General features: G+C 70.0%; 22 protein-coding genes and 1 tRNA gene. 11 read left to right on the forward strand and 12 right to left on the reverse strand.

What is annotated here, in order from left to right; all coding sequences use genetic code 11:
• Window positions 1-109: 109 nt before the first annotated feature.
• Complete coding sequence (locus MF672_RS51525) at window positions 110-1,942, reverse strand: SpoIIE family protein phosphatase (protein ID WP_302893312.1); 1,833 nt, start codon at window positions 1,940-1,942, stop codon at window positions 110-112.
• Between the two features lie 58 nt (window positions 1,943-2,000).
• Here MF672_RS51525 and MF672_RS30635 point away from each other — a divergent pair, with 58 nt between their 5' ends.
• On the forward strand, window positions 2,001-2,732 hold the full coding sequence (locus MF672_RS30635) for a GAF and ANTAR domain-containing protein (RefSeq protein ID WP_242370923.1): 732 nt from the start codon (window positions 2,001-2,003) through the stop codon (window positions 2,730-2,732).
• Between the two features lie 6 nt (window positions 2,733-2,738).
• Here the strand turns inward: MF672_RS30635 and MF672_RS30640 are convergent, their stop codons facing one another.
• A complete protein-coding gene (locus MF672_RS30640; protein ID WP_242371207.1) occupies window positions 2,739-3,095 on the reverse strand; it encodes an STAS domain-containing protein in 357 nt (118 codons plus the stop codon).
• Window positions 3,096-3,273: 178 nt separating this feature from the next.
• Here MF672_RS30640 and MF672_RS30645 point away from each other — a divergent pair, with 178 nt between their 5' ends.
• Both MF672_RS30645 and MF672_RS30650 read left to right on the forward strand, forming a co-directional pair.
• Window positions 3,274-4,044, forward strand: coding sequence for a SigB/SigF/SigG family RNA polymerase sigma factor (locus tag MF672_RS30645; protein WP_242370925.1), 771 nt, complete (start codon window positions 3,274-3,276; stop codon window positions 4,042-4,044).
• A gap of 15 nt (window positions 4,045-4,059) precedes the next feature.
• Window positions 4,060-4,470, forward strand: a complete 411-nt coding sequence (locus MF672_RS30650; protein ID WP_242370928.1) for an ATP-binding protein — start codon at window positions 4,060-4,062, stop codon at window positions 4,468-4,470.
• 130 nt (window positions 4,471-4,600) lie between these two features.
• On the opposite strand, the gene MF672_RS30655 is transcribed toward MF672_RS30650, so the two are convergent.
• The 4 genes from MF672_RS30655 to MF672_RS30670 form a co-directional block, all read right to left on the reverse strand.
• On the reverse strand, window positions 4,601-4,798 hold the full coding sequence (locus MF672_RS30655) for a hypothetical protein (protein WP_242370930.1): 198 nt from the start codon (window positions 4,796-4,798) through the stop codon (window positions 4,601-4,603).
• Window positions 4,799-4,809: 11 nt separating this feature from the next.
• Window positions 4,810-5,631, reverse strand: coding sequence for a hypothetical protein (locus tag MF672_RS30660; protein WP_242370932.1), 822 nt, complete (start codon window positions 5,629-5,631; stop codon window positions 4,810-4,812).
• A gap of 6 nt (window positions 5,632-5,637) precedes the next feature.
• Window positions 5,638-6,186 carry a hypothetical protein gene (locus MF672_RS30665; protein ID WP_242370934.1) on the reverse strand — a complete coding sequence of 183 codons (549 nt, stop codon included), beginning with the start codon at window positions 6,184-6,186 and terminating at the stop codon, window positions 5,638-5,640.
• A gap of 123 nt (window positions 6,187-6,309) precedes the next feature.
• Complete coding sequence (locus MF672_RS30670) at window positions 6,310-6,747, reverse strand: helix-turn-helix domain-containing protein (protein ID WP_242370936.1); 438 nt, start codon at window positions 6,745-6,747, stop codon at window positions 6,310-6,312.
• A 95-nt stretch (window positions 6,748-6,842) separates the two neighbouring features.
• Here MF672_RS30670 and MF672_RS30675 point away from each other — a divergent pair.
• The 4 genes from MF672_RS30675 to MF672_RS30690 all read left to right on the forward strand — a co-directional run bounded on the left by MF672_RS30675 (window position 6,843) and on the right by MF672_RS30690 (window position 8,605).
• Window positions 6,843-6,916, forward strand: a tRNA-Pro gene (locus MF672_RS30675).
• 415 nt (window positions 6,917-7,331) lie between these two features.
• Entirely contained in the window at window positions 7,332-7,694 is a 363-nt protein-coding gene (locus MF672_RS30680; RefSeq protein ID WP_242370938.1) for a type II toxin-antitoxin system RelE/ParE family toxin, read from the forward strand.
• A gap of 30 nt (window positions 7,695-7,724) precedes the next feature.
• On the forward strand, window positions 7,725-8,126 hold the full coding sequence (locus MF672_RS30685) for a helix-turn-helix domain-containing protein (RefSeq protein WP_242371208.1): 402 nt from the start codon (window positions 7,725-7,727) through the stop codon (window positions 8,124-8,126).
• Complete coding sequence (locus MF672_RS30690; RefSeq protein WP_242370940.1) at window positions 8,123-8,605, forward strand: DUF6941 family protein; 483 nt, start codon at window positions 8,123-8,125, stop codon at window positions 8,603-8,605. The genes MF672_RS30685 and MF672_RS30690 overlap by 4 nt, the downstream gene beginning before the upstream one ends.
• A 262-nt stretch (window positions 8,606-8,867) precedes the next feature.
• Here MF672_RS30690 and MF672_RS30695 read toward each other — a convergent pair whose 3' ends face one another.
• Window positions 8,868-9,311, reverse strand: a complete 444-nt coding sequence (locus MF672_RS30695; protein ID WP_242370941.1) for a tyrosine-type recombinase/integrase — start codon at window positions 9,309-9,311, stop codon at window positions 8,868-8,870.
• Window positions 9,312-10,022: 711 nt separating this feature from the next.
• Here MF672_RS30695 and MF672_RS30700 point away from each other — a divergent pair.
• On the forward strand, window positions 10,023-10,568 hold the full coding sequence (locus tag MF672_RS30700) for a zinc metalloprotease (protein ID WP_242370943.1): 546 nt from the start codon (window positions 10,023-10,025) through the stop codon (window positions 10,566-10,568).
• Window positions 10,569-10,615: 47 nt separating this feature from the next.
• Window positions 10,616-11,218, forward strand: coding sequence for a hypothetical protein (locus MF672_RS30705; RefSeq protein ID WP_242370945.1), 603 nt, complete (start codon window positions 10,616-10,618; stop codon window positions 11,216-11,218).
• 587 nt (window positions 11,219-11,805) lie between these two features.
• Here MF672_RS30705 and MF672_RS30710 read toward each other — a convergent pair.
• Complete coding sequence (locus MF672_RS30710; protein WP_242370947.1) at window positions 11,806-12,384, reverse strand: TetR/AcrR family transcriptional regulator; 579 nt, start codon at window positions 12,382-12,384, stop codon at window positions 11,806-11,808.
• 86 nt (window positions 12,385-12,470) lie between these two features.
• On the opposite strand from MF672_RS30710, the gene MF672_RS30715 reads away from it, so the two are divergent.
• Entirely contained in the window at window positions 12,471-13,352 is an 882-nt protein-coding gene (locus MF672_RS30715) for an SDR family oxidoreductase (protein ID WP_242370948.1), read from the forward strand.
• A gap of 234 nt (window positions 13,353-13,586) precedes the next feature.
• Here MF672_RS30715 and MF672_RS30720 read toward each other — a convergent pair whose 3' ends face one another.
• The 4 genes from MF672_RS30720 to MF672_RS30735 form a co-directional block, all read right to left on the reverse strand.
• Window positions 13,587-14,369 carry an MFS transporter gene (locus MF672_RS30720; RefSeq protein WP_242370950.1) on the reverse strand — a complete coding sequence of 261 codons (783 nt, stop codon included), beginning with the start codon at window positions 14,367-14,369 and terminating at the stop codon, window positions 13,587-13,589.
• Window positions 14,370-14,705: 336 nt separating this feature from the next.
• The gene (locus tag MF672_RS30725; protein ID WP_242370953.1) at window positions 14,706-14,888 is read right to left on the reverse strand and encodes a hypothetical protein; all 183 of its coding nucleotides are present in this window, start codon (window positions 14,886-14,888) and stop codon (window positions 14,706-14,708) included.
• Window positions 14,889-15,324: 436 nt separating this feature from the next.
• Window positions 15,325-15,726 (reverse strand): cupin domain-containing protein, encoded by a 402-nt coding sequence (locus MF672_RS30730; RefSeq protein WP_242370954.1) that lies wholly within the window; start codon window positions 15,724-15,726, stop codon window positions 15,325-15,327.
• A complete protein-coding gene (locus MF672_RS30735) occupies window positions 15,723-16,247 on the reverse strand; it encodes a YbhB/YbcL family Raf kinase inhibitor-like protein (protein WP_242370956.1) in 525 nt (174 codons plus the stop codon). Before MF672_RS30735 ends, MF672_RS30730 begins: the two co-directional genes overlap by 4 nt.
• A gap of 172 nt (window positions 16,248-16,419) precedes the next feature.
• Between MF672_RS30735 and MF672_RS30740 the strand changes: the two genes are divergently transcribed.
• Window positions 16,420-17,079: a GntR family transcriptional regulator gene (locus MF672_RS30740; protein ID WP_301311244.1), complete on the forward strand. Its 660-nt coding sequence runs from the start codon at window positions 16,420-16,422 to the stop codon at window positions 17,077-17,079.
• Window positions 17,080-17,087 lie beyond the last annotated feature (8 nt).

Raw genomic sequence — 17,087 nt, forward strand, 5'->3', positions numbered from 1 at the left:
CGTCTTAGGCACGGAAGGTCTGTGTCCCTGAGAATACCCAGGTTTCCCGCAATCGCAAACCCCCACAGATCAGACACTCCATGAGGCGCCCCGGGTCAGACGCCCCGGGTCAGACGCCTCGGAGGGCGAACACCACGATCTCGTCCCAGACCTGCCCGCCGGAGAACAGGTTGCGGTCCTCCTCCACGGCCTTGACCACCGCGGACGGCGCCTGGCCCGCGCACCGGCCCAGCACGTCGGCCAGCCGCTCCTCGCCGTACGGCTCGCCCCGCTCGTTCCTGGAGGAGATCAGGCCCTCCGAGTAGAGCACCAGCGTCTCCCCGGGCGCCACCGTCAGCGTCTCCTGGCCGGTCTCCGCCTCCGCCGCGATGCCCAGCGGCACCCCGCCGCCGGCCGCGTACCGCACGCCGCCGTCGGGCTGCAGCAGCACCGCCGGATGGTGCCCGGCCGACGACATGCGGATCGTGCGCCCCTTGACGAAGCCCGCCGCGGCCATCACGAACATGCCCGTGCCCTGCGCCACCAGCGCCTCGTTCACCTTGCGCATCACCAGGTCGGGATCGGACTCCCAGACGCTCAGCACGCGCAGGCCGCCGCGCACCATGGCGCTGACCGAGGCCGCCTCCTCGCCCTTGCCCGCCGCGCCGCCGAGCGCGAACCCCCAGCCGCCCGCCACGGGGAAGACGTCGTAGAACTCCGCGCCCACGGACGAGCCCGGATGGTAGACGGCCGCCGCCTCGTAGCCGGGCACGGAGGGCAGGTTGCGCGGCGCCACGCTCGCCGACAGCGCCTCGGCCGCCTGCGAGCGGCTCTGGTAGCTGGTCTGGGCCCGTACGGCGAGGCCGAGCTGCAGCCCCACCTCCTGCAGCACCGCGAGGTCGGCCAGCGAGAACGGCGGCCGGTCGTGCCCGCGCACCAGTGTCAGCGCCCCGTCGCCGTTGCCGATCGGCACGCACACCAGCGAGCCCGCGCCCATCGCGGTCAGCAGCGGGCCGTCGGCGCAGAAGCCCAGCACGCTCTCGTCGTCGACCATCTCGTGCACGACGCCGGTGCGCCGCTCCAGCACCTGCAGCACCACCTGGCTGCCGGCCGGGTCGGCCGCCTCCACCTGGCGCACCAGCCCCGCCACCGGCAGGTTCTTCGGCCCCATCACGATCGAGCGGCGCGGCAGCCCGTCACGCAGGATGTCGGCGATGACCCAGTCGGCCCACTCGGCCGCCAGCAGGCGGGTGGCCCGCGCCACCGCCACCGGGCGCAGCAACGCCTGCTCGTCCAGCAGCAGCTTGCCCATCTTGACCAGCAGGTCCTGCCGCTTGGCCGCGGCGATGAGCAGCGCGCCGTCGGACTGCTCCGGCCGCCGCGTGCCCGGCTCGGGAAGCTGCACCTCGGTCGGCAGCGCCACGGCCGCCACCATCTGCTGCGGCTCGCCCGGCATCGTCAGCCGGGTCAGCGCCACCTGCACGGTGTGGGTGCGTCCCTGGTGCGCCAGCCGGGTCTCGAACGCCGACGGCTGCCCCGTCTGCAGCACCGACGTCAGGTGCGAGCGGAACGCCGCCCGCCGCGACACGTCCACCAGCAGCGGGAACGAGCGGCCCACCAGGTAGCCGTCGGGGCTGCCCAGCATCCGCGAGGTCTCGGGGTTGATCCGCCTGACCACGCCGCCGCCGTCGAGCACGATCACCGGCACCGGGAACGCCCGGAACACCTGCCGCAGCAGCTTCAGCTCACGCTGGGCGCCGTCCTTCCTGCCCGCGGTGCGCTTGGGAGCCTTGCGCAGCTGCTCGCGCGCCTCGGCCAGCAGCTCGACGGCGGTGTCGAGCTCGGCGAGGGAGGCGTCGAGCGTGGGCGCCAGGTCGCTGGGGTAGGCGGTCCTCGCCTCACGCAGTGACGAGACGCGCCCGGCCAGCGCGTCCAGCGCATGTTCGAGGTCCGGCATGGTCATCCTCTGACGCTACGCTACTCGGGATATTGGTTGCCATATGGGGTAGAGCCTTATCGCTATGGAATCGACCGCGCTGATCACCCCTGGCCTGGCCCGCGATCTCGCCGCGCTCGGCCGCCTGGGCGAGGACACTTCGATGGAGAGCGTGCTGCGGGGTCTCACCACGGCCCTCGCGGCCGGCGTGCCGGGCTGCTCGGGAGCCTCCGCCGAGCACTGGCGCGACCAGCGGGTGCTGGTCTCCGGCTCGCACAGCGAGCTCATCATGCTCGTCGAGGGCGAGCGGGAGGTGGGGGAGGGCCCGTCCGTCGAGGCCAGGAAGAGCGGCGCCCGCGCCTCGGTGTCCGACGTGCTCACCGACAGCCGCTGGCCCCGCTACGACGCCCTGGCCACCCGGCTCGGCGTGCGCGCCGCGCTGGCCGTGCCCATCGACGTGGCCCAGGCCCAGCTCGTCGTCTGCCTCTACTCCGTGCGCCCCGGGGCGTTCTCGCCGCAGGGCGCCCACTCCCTCACCGACATGCTCACCGAGCAGCTCGGCGTGGCCATGGCCAACATGTGGGACTTCGAGGAGGTGCGCACCGACGCCGCCCAGCTCCAGGAGGCGCTGGCCGGCCGGTCCCTCATCGACCAGGCCAAGGGCATCATCATGCAGACCAGCGGGGTCAGCTCCGAGGCCGCCTTCGAGGAGCTGCGCCGCATCTCCCAGCACCACCAGGTCAAGGTGGCCGACCTGGCCAGGCTCCTGGTGGAGGAGCACCAGCGCAAGTCGCGCCGCTCACCCGGCGGCTCCTGAGCGGCCTCACCCGATGGCGGCCAGGGCGTCGTCCAGCGTGTCGTAGAGCGGCAGGCGCTGCGCCAGCCCTGTGATCCACATCACCTTCGACTTGGAGTACTCCACTCCCACCAGGGCGAACCTCGACCCGGAGGACAGGCTCGTCTGCCAGTGATGCACGATCAGGCCGAGCGCGCGCGAGTCCATGAACGTCACTCCGGCGAGATCGAGGATCACGTCGGAGCCCGCCATCGACAGGTAATCGGCGAATTGCTCGCGCGTGGTCGCGTCGAGCACGCCGTCGACGCGGATCACGGTGATCCCGTCGACGGTCGACGACGTAAGGCTCAGGGCCGCCGCGGTCCCGTCGCCGTTTTCCGGCATTGTCACGCAGCAACCCTACTGTCACCGCGCGAGGGAGGAATACTTCCGGCGCCATGGGGGACACTGGAGCCGAAGTCCAGCAGCGGGCTTTCGTCTCGAGAGTAGAGCGAGGCGTGCCTCTGCATGGGCTTTTTCTCTTGCACCGCGGAGGCCGCCTGCGTCCATAGAGGAGCAGCGCATGGCTGTGCAGGAATACGTCCTCGAGGAGATGTCAGCAGAAGAGCTCCTGGCCGAGATGGCCCGGGAGGACACCCCCGACAGCCTGAGGGAGCGGCTCCGCGAACGCATCGTGGAGATGCACCGGCCGCTCGCCATGGAGATCGCCCGGCGCTACCGCTACCGGGGCGAGCCTTTGGAGGATCTCCTCCAGGCCGCGTATGTTGGCCTGATGAAGGCCGTCAACGGCTTCGACGCGAGCCTCGGACACGCGTTCAGGGGCTACGCGGTCGTCACCATGACCGGGGAGGTCAAGCGGCACTTCCGCGACCGCACCTGGGCCATCAGGGTGCCGCGCCTGTACCAGGAGCGCCGCTCCGAGCTCAACAGGCTCGTCGCCGACCTCAGCCAGGACCTCGGCAGGTCGCCCACCGTCGCGGAGCTCGCCGCGAAGATGAACATCACCGAGGAGGACGTCCTGCTCACGCTCGACGCCTCCGCCGCCTACAGCACGCTCTCGCTCGACGCGCCGCTCGGCACGGACGACGACGCCGCCTCGCTCGGCGACGTCATCCCCGAGGACGACGACACGTTGAGCACGATGGTCGACAGGGAAGCCGTCAAACCGCTCATCGACGCGCTCCCGTCGCGCGAGAAGCACATCTTGCTGCTACGGTTCTTCGGCAACATGACGCAGGCGGAGATAGCCGCCGAGTTCGGGATCTCGCAGATGCACGTCTCGCGCATCCTCAGGAAAGTGCTGGACCAGCTACGCACCGAGCTGGTGGGTTGAGAAGAAGGACGCCGGGTGAACGAGGACGTCGAGCCTCAGTCGGGCTACACGAGCCCGCCACCCGGCGCGCCCGTGAAAAGGCTGCGGTTCAGGCTGCCTGACCTGCCGCGGGTCCGCCAGTTCGCCGAGGACGGCGCGCGCGACGCCGGCATGCCCGAGGAGTCCATCGGCGACTTCGTCATCGCCGTCAACGAGGTCGCCACCAACGCCGTCACCCACGGCGCCGACCAGGCCGTCCTGCGCACCTGGACGGTCGCCGGCGACCTGGTGGTCGAGGTGCACGACGAGGGGTCGTGGAAGCCGGGGCCGATGCCCGGCGCGGTGGGCGGCATGGGGCTGTGGGTGGCCAGGCTGCTGTCCAGCGACCTGACCCTGCGGGTGGGCAGCGGCGGCAGCACCGTCATCATGCGCTTCCCCGGCAAGTAGCGGCCACCCGGGATCCGCCGTCACAGATCGCTATATGCGGCTAGCTATATGCGGATCGCTATATACGGAACGGCCCCCCGCACGGAGATCGTGCCGGGGACCGTTCTTCGTCGGGCTCGGGCCGGCCTGGTCAGCGCCGGGCACGCCCTCGCCAGTTGCTGTACCCGCCTCGGATGCTGGCCGTGCCGACGCCTGCCTGGTGCAGCGCCAGCAGGCACAGCCCCAGCAGCGCGAAGGTCATGCCGGAGAACCCGCCGGGGATCCTCACGCCGACCAGGTCGAGCAGGAATCCCAGCCCGAATATGATGGCTGCGACTACCGCGAGCATGTCATCTCACCTCATCCCTGATTCTGCGAGCCGTACGCGGCCGTCTGGGAGCCGGTGGTCCCGGGGGCCGAGGAGAGCGCCAGAAGACGCTCCAGGACGTTCCTGTACTCGCGCAGCGCCAGCCGGAGCTGCTCGGTGTCCGGGGACTCGACGTCCTTCCAGCGCTCCCGCAGCGCGGACGTGCGGCTGGTGAGGCTGCTGGTCAGCGACTCCACCACCTCGCCCAGCAGGCCGTCGGCGCGCTGCACGGCGTCACCCGGGTCGTCGACGAAGGCGGCCTGCAGATCGCGCCAGCGCGACTGCACCTCGGCCGGGTCCTGGTCGAACAGGGCGACGTCGGCGGGGGCGGCATGCGCCGGCGCCTCGACCGGCACACCCGCCGCCACGTCGCTGTCGCCGTGGTTGTCGTCGTTGTCGTCGTCGTTGTCGTCGTCGTTGTCGTGCGGATCGCGGTAGGGCGACCTGTCGTCGTCAGCCGTGCCCACCTCGTCCACTGCGTCCGTGGCGCCTGGACGCGGGGGCGGCGACGGCATGGTCGTCTGCTCACTGCGGACGAACTCGTCGTCATCGTCCGCCGCGACCCCGCCCCGCGGCCCGTCATCCACCGCCTGCCGCTCGCCCTCGACCGGGTAGACCCGCTCATCGGCGTCAGCGGCGGGCGGGCGGCCGTGAAGGTCCTGCCGCCTCTCCTCCACGAACCCCTGCTCGTACCCGCGCTCATAGGCTTCGCGCGTGGTGGCGTCGTCGGCCTCACGGGTGGTGATGTCGTCCTCGCCCGGCCCGCCGTCGGCGCGCTGCGACGGCGGCACCCGCAGCTCGTCACTGCCGCTCATGTCTTCTCACCGTCCTCGGGTGGTTTCCTGGAGCAGCTCCTCGAACAGCGCGCGGTAGTGCACCATGGCCTGGCGGAGCTCCTCCGTGGAGGCCTCCTTCCTGGCCGCGCGCCCGCTGATCTCATGGGCGGCCCGGTAGTGGTCGAGCGTCGACGCGTGGCGCACCGACAGGTCGGACAGCCGCTGCTCGAAGTCGTCCGTGGGGTAACCCCGCTCGGCCATGACGGACGTGACCAGCTGGTCGGCCTCCGTCACCGCGAACATCGGGGCGTCCACGAAGCGCTCCTGCACCTCGGTCCACCGGTTCGCGTACGAGTCGCGCGCCTCCGGGGGCAGCGGACGGATGTCGAGCTCCCTCAGCCGCTCCTCGCGGGCGTGCAGCTCCTGCTCGGCCTCGCGCCGGTTGTCGTGCTCGGCGACCACGCGCTCGTACTCAGGGCCGAAACGTTCGCGGAGATGGTTGCGGCGCTTCTGCCGCTGGCTCACGAAATATCCCACGGCGCCGAGCACCACCACCGCGACCACGACGACGGCCACCCACGCAAAGGTGGTCATGATATTCGCCTCCGGTCTCTTTTCTTGAGACCAGCGACTTCCCTCGAACGGGTAGGTAAAACTCGCCCAACCCCACTAAAACCCCCGGATCGACCCCTCCGGCCGCCGCCTCACGCCCCCTTGTCAACCCCCGCCGCGCCCCTCCTCCAGGCCCCGCCGCGCCTCCGCCAGTACCGCCGCGACATGCGACCCGGCCCCCTCCGCCGGAACCTCACTGAACCCCTCGACCGCGTCGTACCGGACATCCAGCCCGGTCGCCACCAGCCGCTCCGCCCACCGCAGCGCCGTGTTGAGCCTCTCGGCCGCCGGCGGCCTGCCCTGCGCCGCCGCCGACAGGTTCCGCAGGTTGGTCGCCGGCCCCGACTGCACGTGCGCCCGCGCCAGCTTCCACGGCAGCGCCCGGCTGTGGTCCATCATCGGCTTGGCCAGCCCCGCGGCCCGCTTGGCCTGCAGCACCCCCGACTCACTGACCCCGAAATGCCCCGCCAACTCCTGCACGCTCATCCCGCGGCCGACCAGCCGCGCCAGCTCCTCCCGATCGATGGCCGGCTTACGCCCCACCTGACCGCCTCCGCTCCCGCCTCACGTGTGCGCGCGCACCTTCGATGTGCGCTAAGGTTATGACGTCCCGCCCCGCAGGGGGCGGCCGACACAACCGGGACGTAGCGCAGCTTGGTAGCGCACTTGACTGGGGGTCAAGGGGTCGCAGGTTCAAATCCTGTCGTCCCGACTGGTTGTAGCAGGTCAGGGCCTTGATTCACTCCGTGAGTCGGGGCCCTTTCTGTTTCCCGTCTCACAATTTCTCACATTCGGTGATCGGTCAGCCGAGCAGTGCGTCGAGCTGTTCCGATGCGACCTTGAGGTGCGTCACATCGGGGTGGATGTAGACCCGCTTGGCGAGTGTTCCGCCGTCCGCGTGCCACACCAACATGACTACGTAAAGTAGCTACTCGTTGACAAATTGTCACCCTAAGTGTGTGACTGCCGAGCTTCAGAGTCGGCGCGACCCCTATCTGAGTCACACTCGTGCGGCAGCGGAACACCTGTTGTGACCATTTCGCAGCTCGCAAGCACGAGCCAAGCTCTGGTAGGTCGGTAGATTCGTAGCTTCCTGCTGGCCACCTGGCGATCTCGGATGGTGCAACGTGGCGGAGACGCCTGATGCTGTGTGGGAGTTCTACTGCACCGAGGCCGGGCGTCGAGTCGTCAGCGAAGAGATACAGGACGTTCTAGGAGACGACCCCCCGAAGAGGGAGCTGGGATCCCTCATGTGGAGGATTCAGCACAACCGCGCCTTGCCTCGCGACACCAGGGCACTCGGACAAGGGCTGTTCGAGGCTCGGCTGACGTACGTCGGTAACGAGTACCGGTTGTACTTCGCGCGCGGTCCAAGGGGTGAGCATCTCCTACTGGGGCTGGCCTTCCACATGAAGGGGAGTCAGGGCGCCCAGAACAGAGTCATTACCCTGGCGCGGGATCGTCTAGCCGACTGGCTGCGCAGAATATAAGGTGAAGCCGATAAGAGGAGGTGGGCTGTGATGGACCCTCACGTTGCAGCACTGCTAGGGATTGACCTGGATGATCCGGAAGTGCAGCGCGAGAACGCCGCCATCGACCGCGACATGCGGTTGATCGAGACACTCGTCAGGATCAGGAAGGAACGCGGGCTCACTCAGGCCGATGTCGCCGAACGGATGGGGCGGAGTCAGCCGGCCGTCTCAGACTTCGAACGGCTTGGCGGCGATCCCCACCTCTCGACTATCCGTCGATACGCGCTCGCCATCGGAGTGGAGGTCGTCCACGCGGTGAGCGTGTCCGATGCCCCGTCCACAACAAGCTCAGTTCCCGTGCAGCTGCGGCTGAAGCCGGCAGGGTTCTCGGGAAGCCGAGGGGCAACGACGGGGACGTTCAGCCTTGACCTGAAGCAGGCGGTACTGTGATCGACGGTTTTCTCGTGCTGGCGGACTCCGCCTCGACAGACAAAGGGTCCGGCAAGGTGCACATGTTGGGCGCTGGATGGTCTCTTACAGGTCCGAAGGTTCCGCCTTCTGCTGTCGCTGGCTTCCTGCGTATCCCATGGGACGAGGTGGGAGACCAGATCAAGTTTCGTCTCCGTCTTCTAACTAGAGATCGCGAAGAAGTTCGGGTTCTCGATGAAACCGGACAGAACCGAGCTCCCCAGTTCGAAGGCATCCTCGCGTTGCAGCAGGTGCAACCAGCAGATGAATTGAGCAGACAGATCCCCCTCAACCTCAGTTTTGCTCTCTCGATACCGCCCTTGCCCCTGCTGGCTGGCCGTGTCTACCAGTGGGCCCTTGATGTTGGGGGCATCGAGGTCGCCACGGTGGACTTTGCGGTTAGACCGGAGAGTCTTGCATCCGACGAATCGCCGGACAATGAGGCCCGTGCGGCAGAGTGAGGCGCTGAGGCTCGCATGCCGTCTCACGCTCGTCTCACAGACTGTCCCGGACGGGGCCGGAATCGGCGGACGCACAAGATTGATCAAGGTCCTGACCTGGACCGGGCGGACGCACCAGACGCGGCGGACGCCGGTTACACCACTGGGGGTCATGGGGTCGCAGGTACAAATCCTGTCGTCCCGACCAGATCGACGCTGGTCGAGCAGGGTGTCACTCTTTCGAGTGGCACCCTTTCGCATTGCCGGGTGACCAACTGAGTGACTACTGGCCGAAGAGGACGTCCATCGCCGCAGTGCCCTGCAGGAGGACGGGCCGGATCTGCTGGCGATAGACCGCTTCGGTGACCGCCGTCCCACTGTGACCGACGAGCCGGGCGATGTCCTCAAGGGGCACGCCTGAGTCGGATAGCAGCGAGACGAAGCTGTGCCGCATCTCTCGGGGCGTCCAGTAGTTCGCCGGCATCCCTGTGCTCTTGACGATGGCCCGGAAAGCGCGACGCACGTTGTGCGCATCGAGCGGCGTGCCGACGAGCGAGGCGAGACGAGCCCGTGATCCTGCCACTTGCCGCCTTCTGCCTGCTTGTCCCTCCGTTGCTGCTCCTTGTGCGCCTTGAGCGCTTCCACGCACCGCTTGGGCAGTGAATCGCCCCGGTTTCGGACCAAGCTGCGCCGCCGGCAGCTTCGCCTCTCCGTTCTCGATCCTCATGATGTCCAGGTACCTGAGGACCGTGGCTGTGAGGTGCTGGTAAGAAACGTGTCATGGGCCCTGAACGAGCGTTGCTTCGGGAGCAACGACCACTTGGACCTGTGCTTCCCGCCGGTCAGTGATGCCAAGACCCCCGGATGCCGGAGGGTAGTGCCCCCCTTCGGCGCCCCCGATCGTGACGGTCAGGCGGCGGGAGGGTCAGCAAGGCGCAGCAGGTGAAGGGCGCCCGCTCGCGGACCAGGCCGGCCGGTGCCGGGATGGCGCCGCAGCACCGGCAGTTTCTTGCGCCGCCCCGCTACCCTGGCGGCCGTCCGTGCCTGATCGGACGGCTCCTGCCGGGGTTTCAGCTTCTCCATCTCGGCGGCGATATCTTCATCATTCTGGCACGTTGGGCGGCGATCTCGCGCAGCTCCGCGAGCACCGCCCTCTCCTCGGGACCGACCTTGGTTCCTCGATGTCCGGGCAGGTTCCGCGCACCTGGGAGGACTGGCCGATATGACGGAGACGATGGTTTACGGAACTCTGCGTTGATCTTGTGCGTAAACTGCGCGTCGAGTAGCGTCGCAGCGTGCAAACGGTTTCCGCTGACGTGAACCGCCCATAGGAAGAACGCCTCGGCGAAACCGCGTCGGCCGCCCGTCCGGGCGCGACCGGTGGCCGCGCAATTCCTCCATCCGTCACGTTGTTCCGCCCTGCCCGAGAAGAATCGAAGTGATCGTGGCATTGTCAGACCTCCGCGCCCGGAACGCGAAAAGAAAAGCCTCGCGGCTGCTGGCCGCGATTCTCGCCGGCATCGTCTGCGTGAGCATCGGCGCGACCCCCGCGTCCGCACACTGGAACGGGACGGGCCAGCTCATCGCCAGCATCGGCATCTACCCCTACAACTACAACGACACGTGGCAGAAGCCGATGAACAAGGCGCTGGCCAACTGGAACGCCACGTCCTCCCCCGCCAACATCTACAAGAACCGGAACTCCGGCTCGACGATCACCGTGAAGTCGTACCGGAACACCTGGTACGGGCACTACACCCGATGCGGCGACAGCTGCCTGTACATCAAGCTGAACAGCCGCACCATCAACCGGGACGCGAGCAATTTCTCCAACTACGTGACCGGCGTCTTCGTGCACGAATTGGGGCATGCGCTGAATCTCGCGCACAACAGCACCACCTCCATCATGAACAGCAGCAGGAATCGCGACACGATGACCAAACCGCAGTCGCATGACGTCTCGGACGTCAACGCCTATTACTGACCGGCCCCGCCCGACGACATTCACGAGGAGAACGGAGGTCGAAGTCGATGAAGGCTCGAATGCGGCGGCTCGGGGTGGCCGCCCTGGCTGTGCTGTTGCTGTCCGCCTGCGCGGCGCAGGAGAAGAACGTCATCTACGCGGCCGACTATCCGGCCTACGACAGCGTGGACGCGCTGTTCGCCGGGGCCAAGCTGGTGATCGAGGGCCGGCTGACCGGGACCAAACGGGTCATGACGGAGGTCGAACCGGTGGACGACGGCACCGAGACCGATCTGCAGCTGAATCCGAACGCCGGGGCCACGCCCGACGCGGAGGCTCCGCCCGCCGGGCCGCCCACGGTCATGACGGTCAGTTCCGTCGAGGTGGTCAAGGTGCGCAAGGGGCTGGCCCGGGTCGGGCAGGTCATCCAGGTGAAGGAGCTCGGCGGCACGCTGGACGGCGTGACGTACGAGGAGGAGGACGCGACGCCGTTGAGGACGGGCGTCACGTACATGCTGTTCCTGGAGACCTATCCCGACTCGCCGGCCTCGCTCCTTAACCCGGAGCAGGCGAAGTACGTCGTCACCTCGGCGGGCACGTATTCGGCGATGCCGGACAACCCGGTCAAGCTTGAGGGCGCCGACGTCCAGCGGTTGTCGATGACGGAGTGAGACCGTGGGGCCCCCGGCCCTGGAGCGGGACGGCGTCAAGGTCGGGGGCGGTCAGGTCGTAGACGCGGCGGGCGTTCCCCGCGCCCACCATGGCCGCCACCCGTGCCGCCCGGCTTCCCCTCCAGGTGAGCCCCCGGCTCACGCGGGGCGGGCGTCGGCCTGGCCGGTCGTCGTGGCGGTCAGGCCTTCGCTTCCACGGCCGCGCGCGACGGGCGCTCACCGCCGGCGGCCCGCCATAGCCGGGCGCCTGGCGCCTGGCTCTTGGTTCCTGTCAGCGGCGGGTGGCGCGCACGACGACGTCGTCCAGAGGGGCCGCGCGGCCGGGCACGATGCGCTGGTGCTCCGCCGCGGTGACGATCTCCCGCTGCGTGCCGTCCGGACGTGCGGTGATCGCGGCGCTGGTGGCCGACGCATCCTCCGGAGGCTGGTGACCCTGCCCATGCCTCTGACCCTGCCCGTGACGCGGCGGCACTGAAGGCGCGGCGGCACGGCACGCTGAGGGCGGGCCGCCGCACTCGTTCACTCGCTCACGCGCCCGCACGCGACGCGCTCGGGCGCTCGATCATGCGCAGGCGGAGCCGGGTCGGTCAGCCCAGTGCCGCCGTTGCCGTGCGCAGCTCGCGCAGGGCGGCCAGTACGTGGTGCGCGAGCCCGCGCCCATCGTCGCGATCGCCCTCGGACCACTGCGCGTAGCCCCGTTTGAAGGCGAGGACCCCCAGCTCGGCCGCCAGCTCCGCCGTAGGGTCGGGGACGCCGCGGGCCAGGAGCGCGGCGGTCATGGCGGCGGCCAGGCCGACGCTCTTGAGCGCGTCGCGTTCCTGCAGCTCGGTGCTGGCCGCGATGGCGGCCCGCAGCCGGGGGCCGAGCTCCCGGTTGGCCGGCCCCATGGTGGCGCTGGCGCGCTCCAGCCCGGCCGCGACCGCCTCGAGGGGGCCGGCGCCTGCGGGCGCCTCGGCGATGCCTTCGGCGAGCAGCCGGCTGAGGGTTTCCTGGCCGGCGACCAGCAGCTCGCGCTTGTCGGAGAAGTGCCGGAAGAAGGTGCTCTTGGTGACGCCGGCGCGTTCGGCGATCTGCGCGACCGTGGTGGCGTCGTAGCCCTGCTCGGTGAACAGGTCGACGGCGGCGATGACGAGTCGCTGGGTCGTCTCGGGTTGCCATCGGGCCATGGCCCCCATCATAGGTGATGGGACAAGTGTCCCGTCGGCTGTGTATGGTGATGGGACAAAGGTCTCATCACTTGAGGAGTTGTCCCATGCACGTCTTCGTCACCGGCGGCACCGGCACCATCGGCTCCGCCGTCGTCGCCGAGCTGCTCGCCCACGGTCACACCGTTTCGGCGCTGGCCCGTTCGGACGACTCAGCGCGAGCCCTCACCGGCGCCGGCGCTCAGGTGCTGCGCGGGCAACTGGCCGACCTCGACGTCCTGCGCGACGGCGCCGCGCGGTCCGACGGCGTGATCAGCCTGGCCTTCGGCAGCGACTACAGCACCGGCGAGGCCCTGGCGCGCTCGATCGCCGAGGAGGGCGCCGCGCTGGCCGCCCTGGGCGAGGCGCTGCTCGGCAGCGGCCGCCCGATCGTCACGGTCTCGGGTACGCCCTGGGTGCCGGGCCGTCCCTCCACCGAGGCCGACCCCGCGCCGACCGACGGGCCGGTGGGCGGCCGCGGCCGCTCAGTGAACGCGCTGCTGGAGCTGGCCTCGCGCGGGGTGCGCGCCACGGCGGTCCGCATGCCGCGCACGGTGCACAACCACGGCAAGGGCGGGTTCGCCGGTCTGCTGACCGACCAGGCGCGCCGCACCGGCGTGGCCGGCTACCCCGGCGACGGCACCCAGCGCTGGCCGGCCGTGCACGCCCTGGACGCGGCGGTCGTGTTCCGGCTGGCACTGGAGTCGGCGCCCGCCGGGACGGTCTGGCACGCCGTGGCCGACGAGGGCGACGCGGTACGCGACATCGCGGCCGTCATCGGGCGGCGGCTCGGGCTGCCGGTCGAGCAGGCGCCGCAGGAGAGCTTCGGCCCGTTCGGCCCGATCTTCGCCATGGACCAGCCGGCCTCCAGCGCCCACACCCGCCAGGCCCTCGGCTGGCGGCCCGCGCACCCCGGCCTCCTGGAGGACCTGGAGAACATCCAGCCCTGAGCAGAGGTGTCCTGCACCGGCGGGCCTCCTGGTGGCCACATGAGGGGCCGTCGCGCCCGGGCGCAGGTGCGGCCGGCTCGGGGGTTTTGCGCCGGCTCTCCCGGGCTTCGCGGGCTGACTCCCGGGCTTCGCGGGTTGGAGCGGGGATCCCGGGCGCAGGACTGCGGTCCTCCGGGTTCGGAGCGGTCGCGCTGAGGTGAGACCCCTGGGCGCAGGGCCGGGATCTTCTCCGGTTCAGAGCGGCTGCGCCGTGGCGTGTGAGCGTCGGGCGACGGCGGGCATCAGGGTGACGGCGAGCACCGCGCACACGACGCCGGTCGCGGCGCACGCCCACCACAACATCCCCGCCTGGAACAGCACGGCGCCGACGGCGGGGCCGGCGAAGCGGGCGATGGCGGTGGTCCAGTCGTACAGCGCCTGGTACGTGCCGTGCGCGCCCTCAGGGGGAGGGCGGCGACCGTGGCCACGTAGTGCCAAAGCCGGGTGGCCACGCCGGTCAGGGCCAGGCCGAGGCCCACCACGGTCATGGAGACGCCGAGGACGGGCAGCTGGGGCAGGCGCGACAGCCAGGAGATGAACAGCGGCTGGAAGACCACCACGATGGCGCCGTTGACGGTGATGAGCAGCCCGTACAGGGAGGGATGAAGCCCGCCGGCGGCCAGGGCCAGGGGCAGGGCGTAGGAGGCCTGGGCGGTACAGGATCAGGCCGAGAAGCAGGAAGGCCAGCGCGGCCATCAGGACCCGGTCGCGGGCCGCGATCGCGTAGCCGTTGCGCGCGGACCTGGCGGCGGCCGCGTCGTGGCCGCGCGGGATGCCGACGGCCACGATGACGGCGAAGGCGAGGCTGGTGGTGACGTCCAGGACGACCAGGAGCCCGGCGACGACGCCGGCGGCGGCGGTGCCGACGTTGACCGCCCAGTGCATGAGCCCGAATGCCTTGGCGCGCAGGTGCGGCGGGGTGGTCTCGGCGACCAGCGCCGAGGCGGCGGGCCGGTAGACGTCGCCGGCCAGCCCCATGGCAGGTGGCGGTGGCGAGCAGGCCGCCGATCAGGGTGGCGCGGCGGCCGAACCGGTCGGCCAGGTAGGGGCTCCGGGACTCTACTGGCGGGTAGCTACGCTGAGGGCGGTGTCGCTATCAGAAGTCGGCTGCGCGGATGGCAGAACTCCCCTGCACGTCAGGCCTGGAGGATGCAGGAGGCTCTGCAGAGGGGGTCCGAGCCGCCTTCGGCGCGCGAGCGCCCGCCCGTCCCGGCCGATGCCGACCTCGAGCACGCCACTGCTCCGGTGAGCATCGCCATTTCGGGGGTCGGCGGGCTTTGTGAGAAGTAGCCGCCGCACAGGTCCTGCGGATCGTCACCTGAAGGGTGCCGACGCGCGGGGCTGGCCCGCGACCTTGGCCCTGGCCGAGCGCTGTTTGTCGTCCGTGCAGGGGCCGTAGCGTTCGGGCTGGCTTACGTCACGCTGCCCCTGGCCGATGCCGCCGAAGCCATGCGACGCAGCGAAACCGGCGATGGTGATCCGCAGGGTGCCGTCCACGATCTGTTCGGCCAGGTCGGCGAGGATGTGAGCGGCGTCGGGCGGGACGCTCGCCGACCGGGGGATGCCCAGGCTTCCGGCCCGGCGGGATCGGCGATGGTGAGGATGCGGTCGGTGGTGCCGCCGCGCAGCGTGATGGAGTCGGGCAGCGCGCCTTGGCCGGCGATGTCGTAGACCGCGTCGATGCCTTGAGGTGCGAGGCTGCGGACGCGGTCGACGAGCCCGTCGCCGTAGGAGACCGGGTTATCTGGGGTGCGTTCGAAGCGCCAGGCATGTGTGGCATGGGCAGCCTTTCCGGGCCCTGGTCGTACTCGGAGCATCGCGCGGTGGCCGTTTCCGTCGGGGCTCCCTGCTCGGCCGGGTGAGCGAAGCTAGGAGCGGGTGCCGTTGGAGGGCGTCGGTCACCAGAAGGTGCGCCTTCGGAGAGCAGGCGCCGTCAGAGGGGGTCGGCGCGGCTCTCCAAACGGCCGCCACATGACGCAGTGATGGTCATGATGGTGCTGGGGATGTCGAGCTGGATCCGGTGCCACCGCCCGCGCGGGACGATGGCGGCGGTGCCGGCCGTCAGTCTGATCTCCTCCTCACCACCCCCTTGCCGTCCCGGCCGTTGTGGACGCAGGTAGAGGCGGATCTTGCCGATGACGCAGGACACGATCTCGTCGGCCTCGGTGTTCACGTGCCAGTGGTCGGCGTGGACGTCGGAGCCGGTCCTGGCGTGGAACGCCTTCAGGTGCCAGCCGTCGCGCCCGGCGTCCGCCGGCCGGGCACCGGCGTGGATCCTGCCGCCCCGGGACAGGTGGATGCCGGACGCGGAGAGCTCGATCGGGGTCACGGTCATGGGGTCTCGGCGGTGGCGGTCAGGACCGCGCGGCCGAGGAGGTGGCCGGTGATGGTGAAGCCGAGGTAGGCGGGCGTGGCAGTGGCCGGGACGCCGATGGTCTCGGTGTCGAGGGCGTGCACCACGACGAAGTAGCGGTGCGGGCCGTGCCCCGCCGGCGGGGCCGCGCCGAGGTAACGGGCCACTCGGGCGTCGTTGGGCAGTTGGTAGGCGCCGTCGGGGAGGCCGGTGCCGGTGTCGTCGCCCGCGCCTTCGGGTAGCTCGGTGACGGTGGCGGGGATGTCGGCCACGGCCCAGTGCCAGAACCCGGAGCCGGTCGGCGCGTCCGGGTCGTACACCGTGACGGCGTAGCTCTTCGTCCCTTCGGGGGCGCCGCTCCACGACAGCTGTGGCGAGATGTCCTTGCCTCCCGGGAGGCTTGCGGACATCTGTTCGGCGGGCCAGGGGGCGCCGTCGGCCAGCGTGGTGCTGGTGAGGGTGAAGGAGGGCACCTGGGGCAGGCGGGCAAAGGGGTTGTTCATGTCTGGTCCTTCGAACAGGTGGTGAGGGTGTCGGCCGATGGGTCGGCAGACGTGGGCAGCGCCATCGGGGGCGCCGTCCACACATCATCGACTGTAACACGAATAATCGATTATTTGGCAGATGGTCTATCCTGAGGGCATGATGCGGACGGCCGACCCCTCGACGAAACAGATGCTCTCCGAGCGTGTTCACACCCGGCTTCAGGAATCGATCATGAGGGGCGAGTACGCTCCGGGTGAGGCGCTCAAGCCGCAGCAACTGGCCCAGCAGCACCAGGTCAGCCTGGCCGTCGTCCGCGAAGCCCTGGTGCGGCTGGTGGGCGAGGGCATCGCGGTGCGGCTGCCCAACCGCGGCTTCGCCGTCCCCGACTTCTCCGACCGGCGGTGGCAACAGATCGCCGAGGCCCGCCGTACGATCGAGCCGGTCATGCTGCGCCTGGCGATCGAGCGCGGCGACCTCGACTGGGAGGCACGGGTGCGCGCGGCCCACCACCGCCTGACCCGCACACCGCCGTACGAGCCGGAGGAAGGCGAGTACTACACCAGCGCGTGGTCGGAGGCACACCGCGTCTTCCACCGGACCCTGCTGGACGGGTGCGGCAACCCCGTGCTGCTGGACACCTTCGACCGGCTATGGACGGCCGGCGAGCTGGCCCGCCGCTGGTCGGCGCAGCGCACACCCGACCGCGACGGCGCCGCGGAACACCGCCGCCTGGAGGAAGCGGCCCTGGCCCGCGACGCCGACACCGCCACCGAGGTACTGACCCAGCACCTGACGCTCACCGTCGCCGCCCTCACATCCGCACCTGATCAGGTCAAGCTGCAGTCGTAACTTTCGAC

This window comes from Actinomadura luzonensis (assembly GCF_022664455.2).
Lineage (GTDB): Bacteria > Actinomycetota > Actinomycetes > Streptosporangiales > Streptosporangiaceae > Nonomuraea > Nonomuraea luzonensis.

Bases quoted from the DNA above. Each gene is read 5' to 3' on its own strand.
- MF672_RS51525 (WP_302893312.1), bottom strand. From the start codon at position 1,942: ATGACCATGCCGGACCTCGAACATGCGCTGGACGCGCTGGCCGGGCGC.
- MF672_RS30635 (WP_242370923.1), top strand. From the start codon at position 2,001: ATGGAATCGACCGCGCTGATCACCCCTGGCCTGGCCCGCGATCTCGCC.
- MF672_RS30640 (WP_242371207.1), bottom strand. From the start codon at position 3,095: ATGCCGGAAAACGGCGACGGGACCGCGGCGGCCCTGAGCCTTACGTCG.
- MF672_RS30645 (WP_242370925.1), top strand. From the start codon at position 3,274: ATGGCTGTGCAGGAATACGTCCTCGAGGAGATGTCAGCAGAAGAGCTC.
- MF672_RS30655 (WP_242370930.1), bottom strand. From the start codon at position 4,798: ATGCTCGCGGTAGTCGCAGCCATCATATTCGGGCTGGGATTCCTGCTC.
- MF672_RS30660 (WP_242370932.1), bottom strand. From the start codon at position 5,631: ATGAGCGGCAGTGACGAGCTGCGGGTGCCGCCGTCGCAGCGCGCCGAC.
- MF672_RS30665 (WP_242370934.1), bottom strand. From the start codon at position 6,186: ATGACCACCTTTGCGTGGGTGGCCGTCGTCGTGGTCGCGGTGGTGGTG.
- MF672_RS30685 (WP_242371208.1), top strand. From the start codon at position 7,725: ATGGACCCTCACGTTGCAGCACTGCTAGGGATTGACCTGGATGATCCG.
- MF672_RS30695 (WP_242370941.1), bottom strand. From the start codon at position 9,311: ATGAGGATCGAGAACGGAGAGGCGAAGCTGCCGGCGGCGCAGCTTGGT.
- MF672_RS30705 (WP_242370945.1), top strand. From the start codon at position 10,616: ATGAAGGCTCGAATGCGGCGGCTCGGGGTGGCCGCCCTGGCTGTGCTG.
- MF672_RS30710 (WP_242370947.1), bottom strand. From the start codon at position 12,384: ATGGCCCGATGGCAACCCGAGACGACCCAGCGACTCGTCATCGCCGCC.
- MF672_RS30715 (WP_242370948.1), top strand. From the start codon at position 12,471: ATGCACGTCTTCGTCACCGGCGGCACCGGCACCATCGGCTCCGCCGTC.
- MF672_RS30720 (WP_242370950.1), bottom strand. From the start codon at position 14,369: ATGGGGCTGGCCGGCGACGTCTACCGGCCCGCCGCCTCGGCGCTGGTC.
- MF672_RS30730 (WP_242370954.1), bottom strand. From the start codon at position 15,726: ATGACCGTGACCCCGATCGAGCTCTCCGCGTCCGGCATCCACCTGTCC.
- MF672_RS30735 (WP_242370956.1), bottom strand. From the start codon at position 16,247: ATGAACAACCCCTTTGCCCGCCTGCCCCAGGTGCCCTCCTTCACCCTC.
- MF672_RS30740 (WP_301311244.1), top strand. From the start codon at position 16,420: ATGCTCTCCGAGCGTGTTCACACCCGGCTTCAGGAATCGATCATGAGG.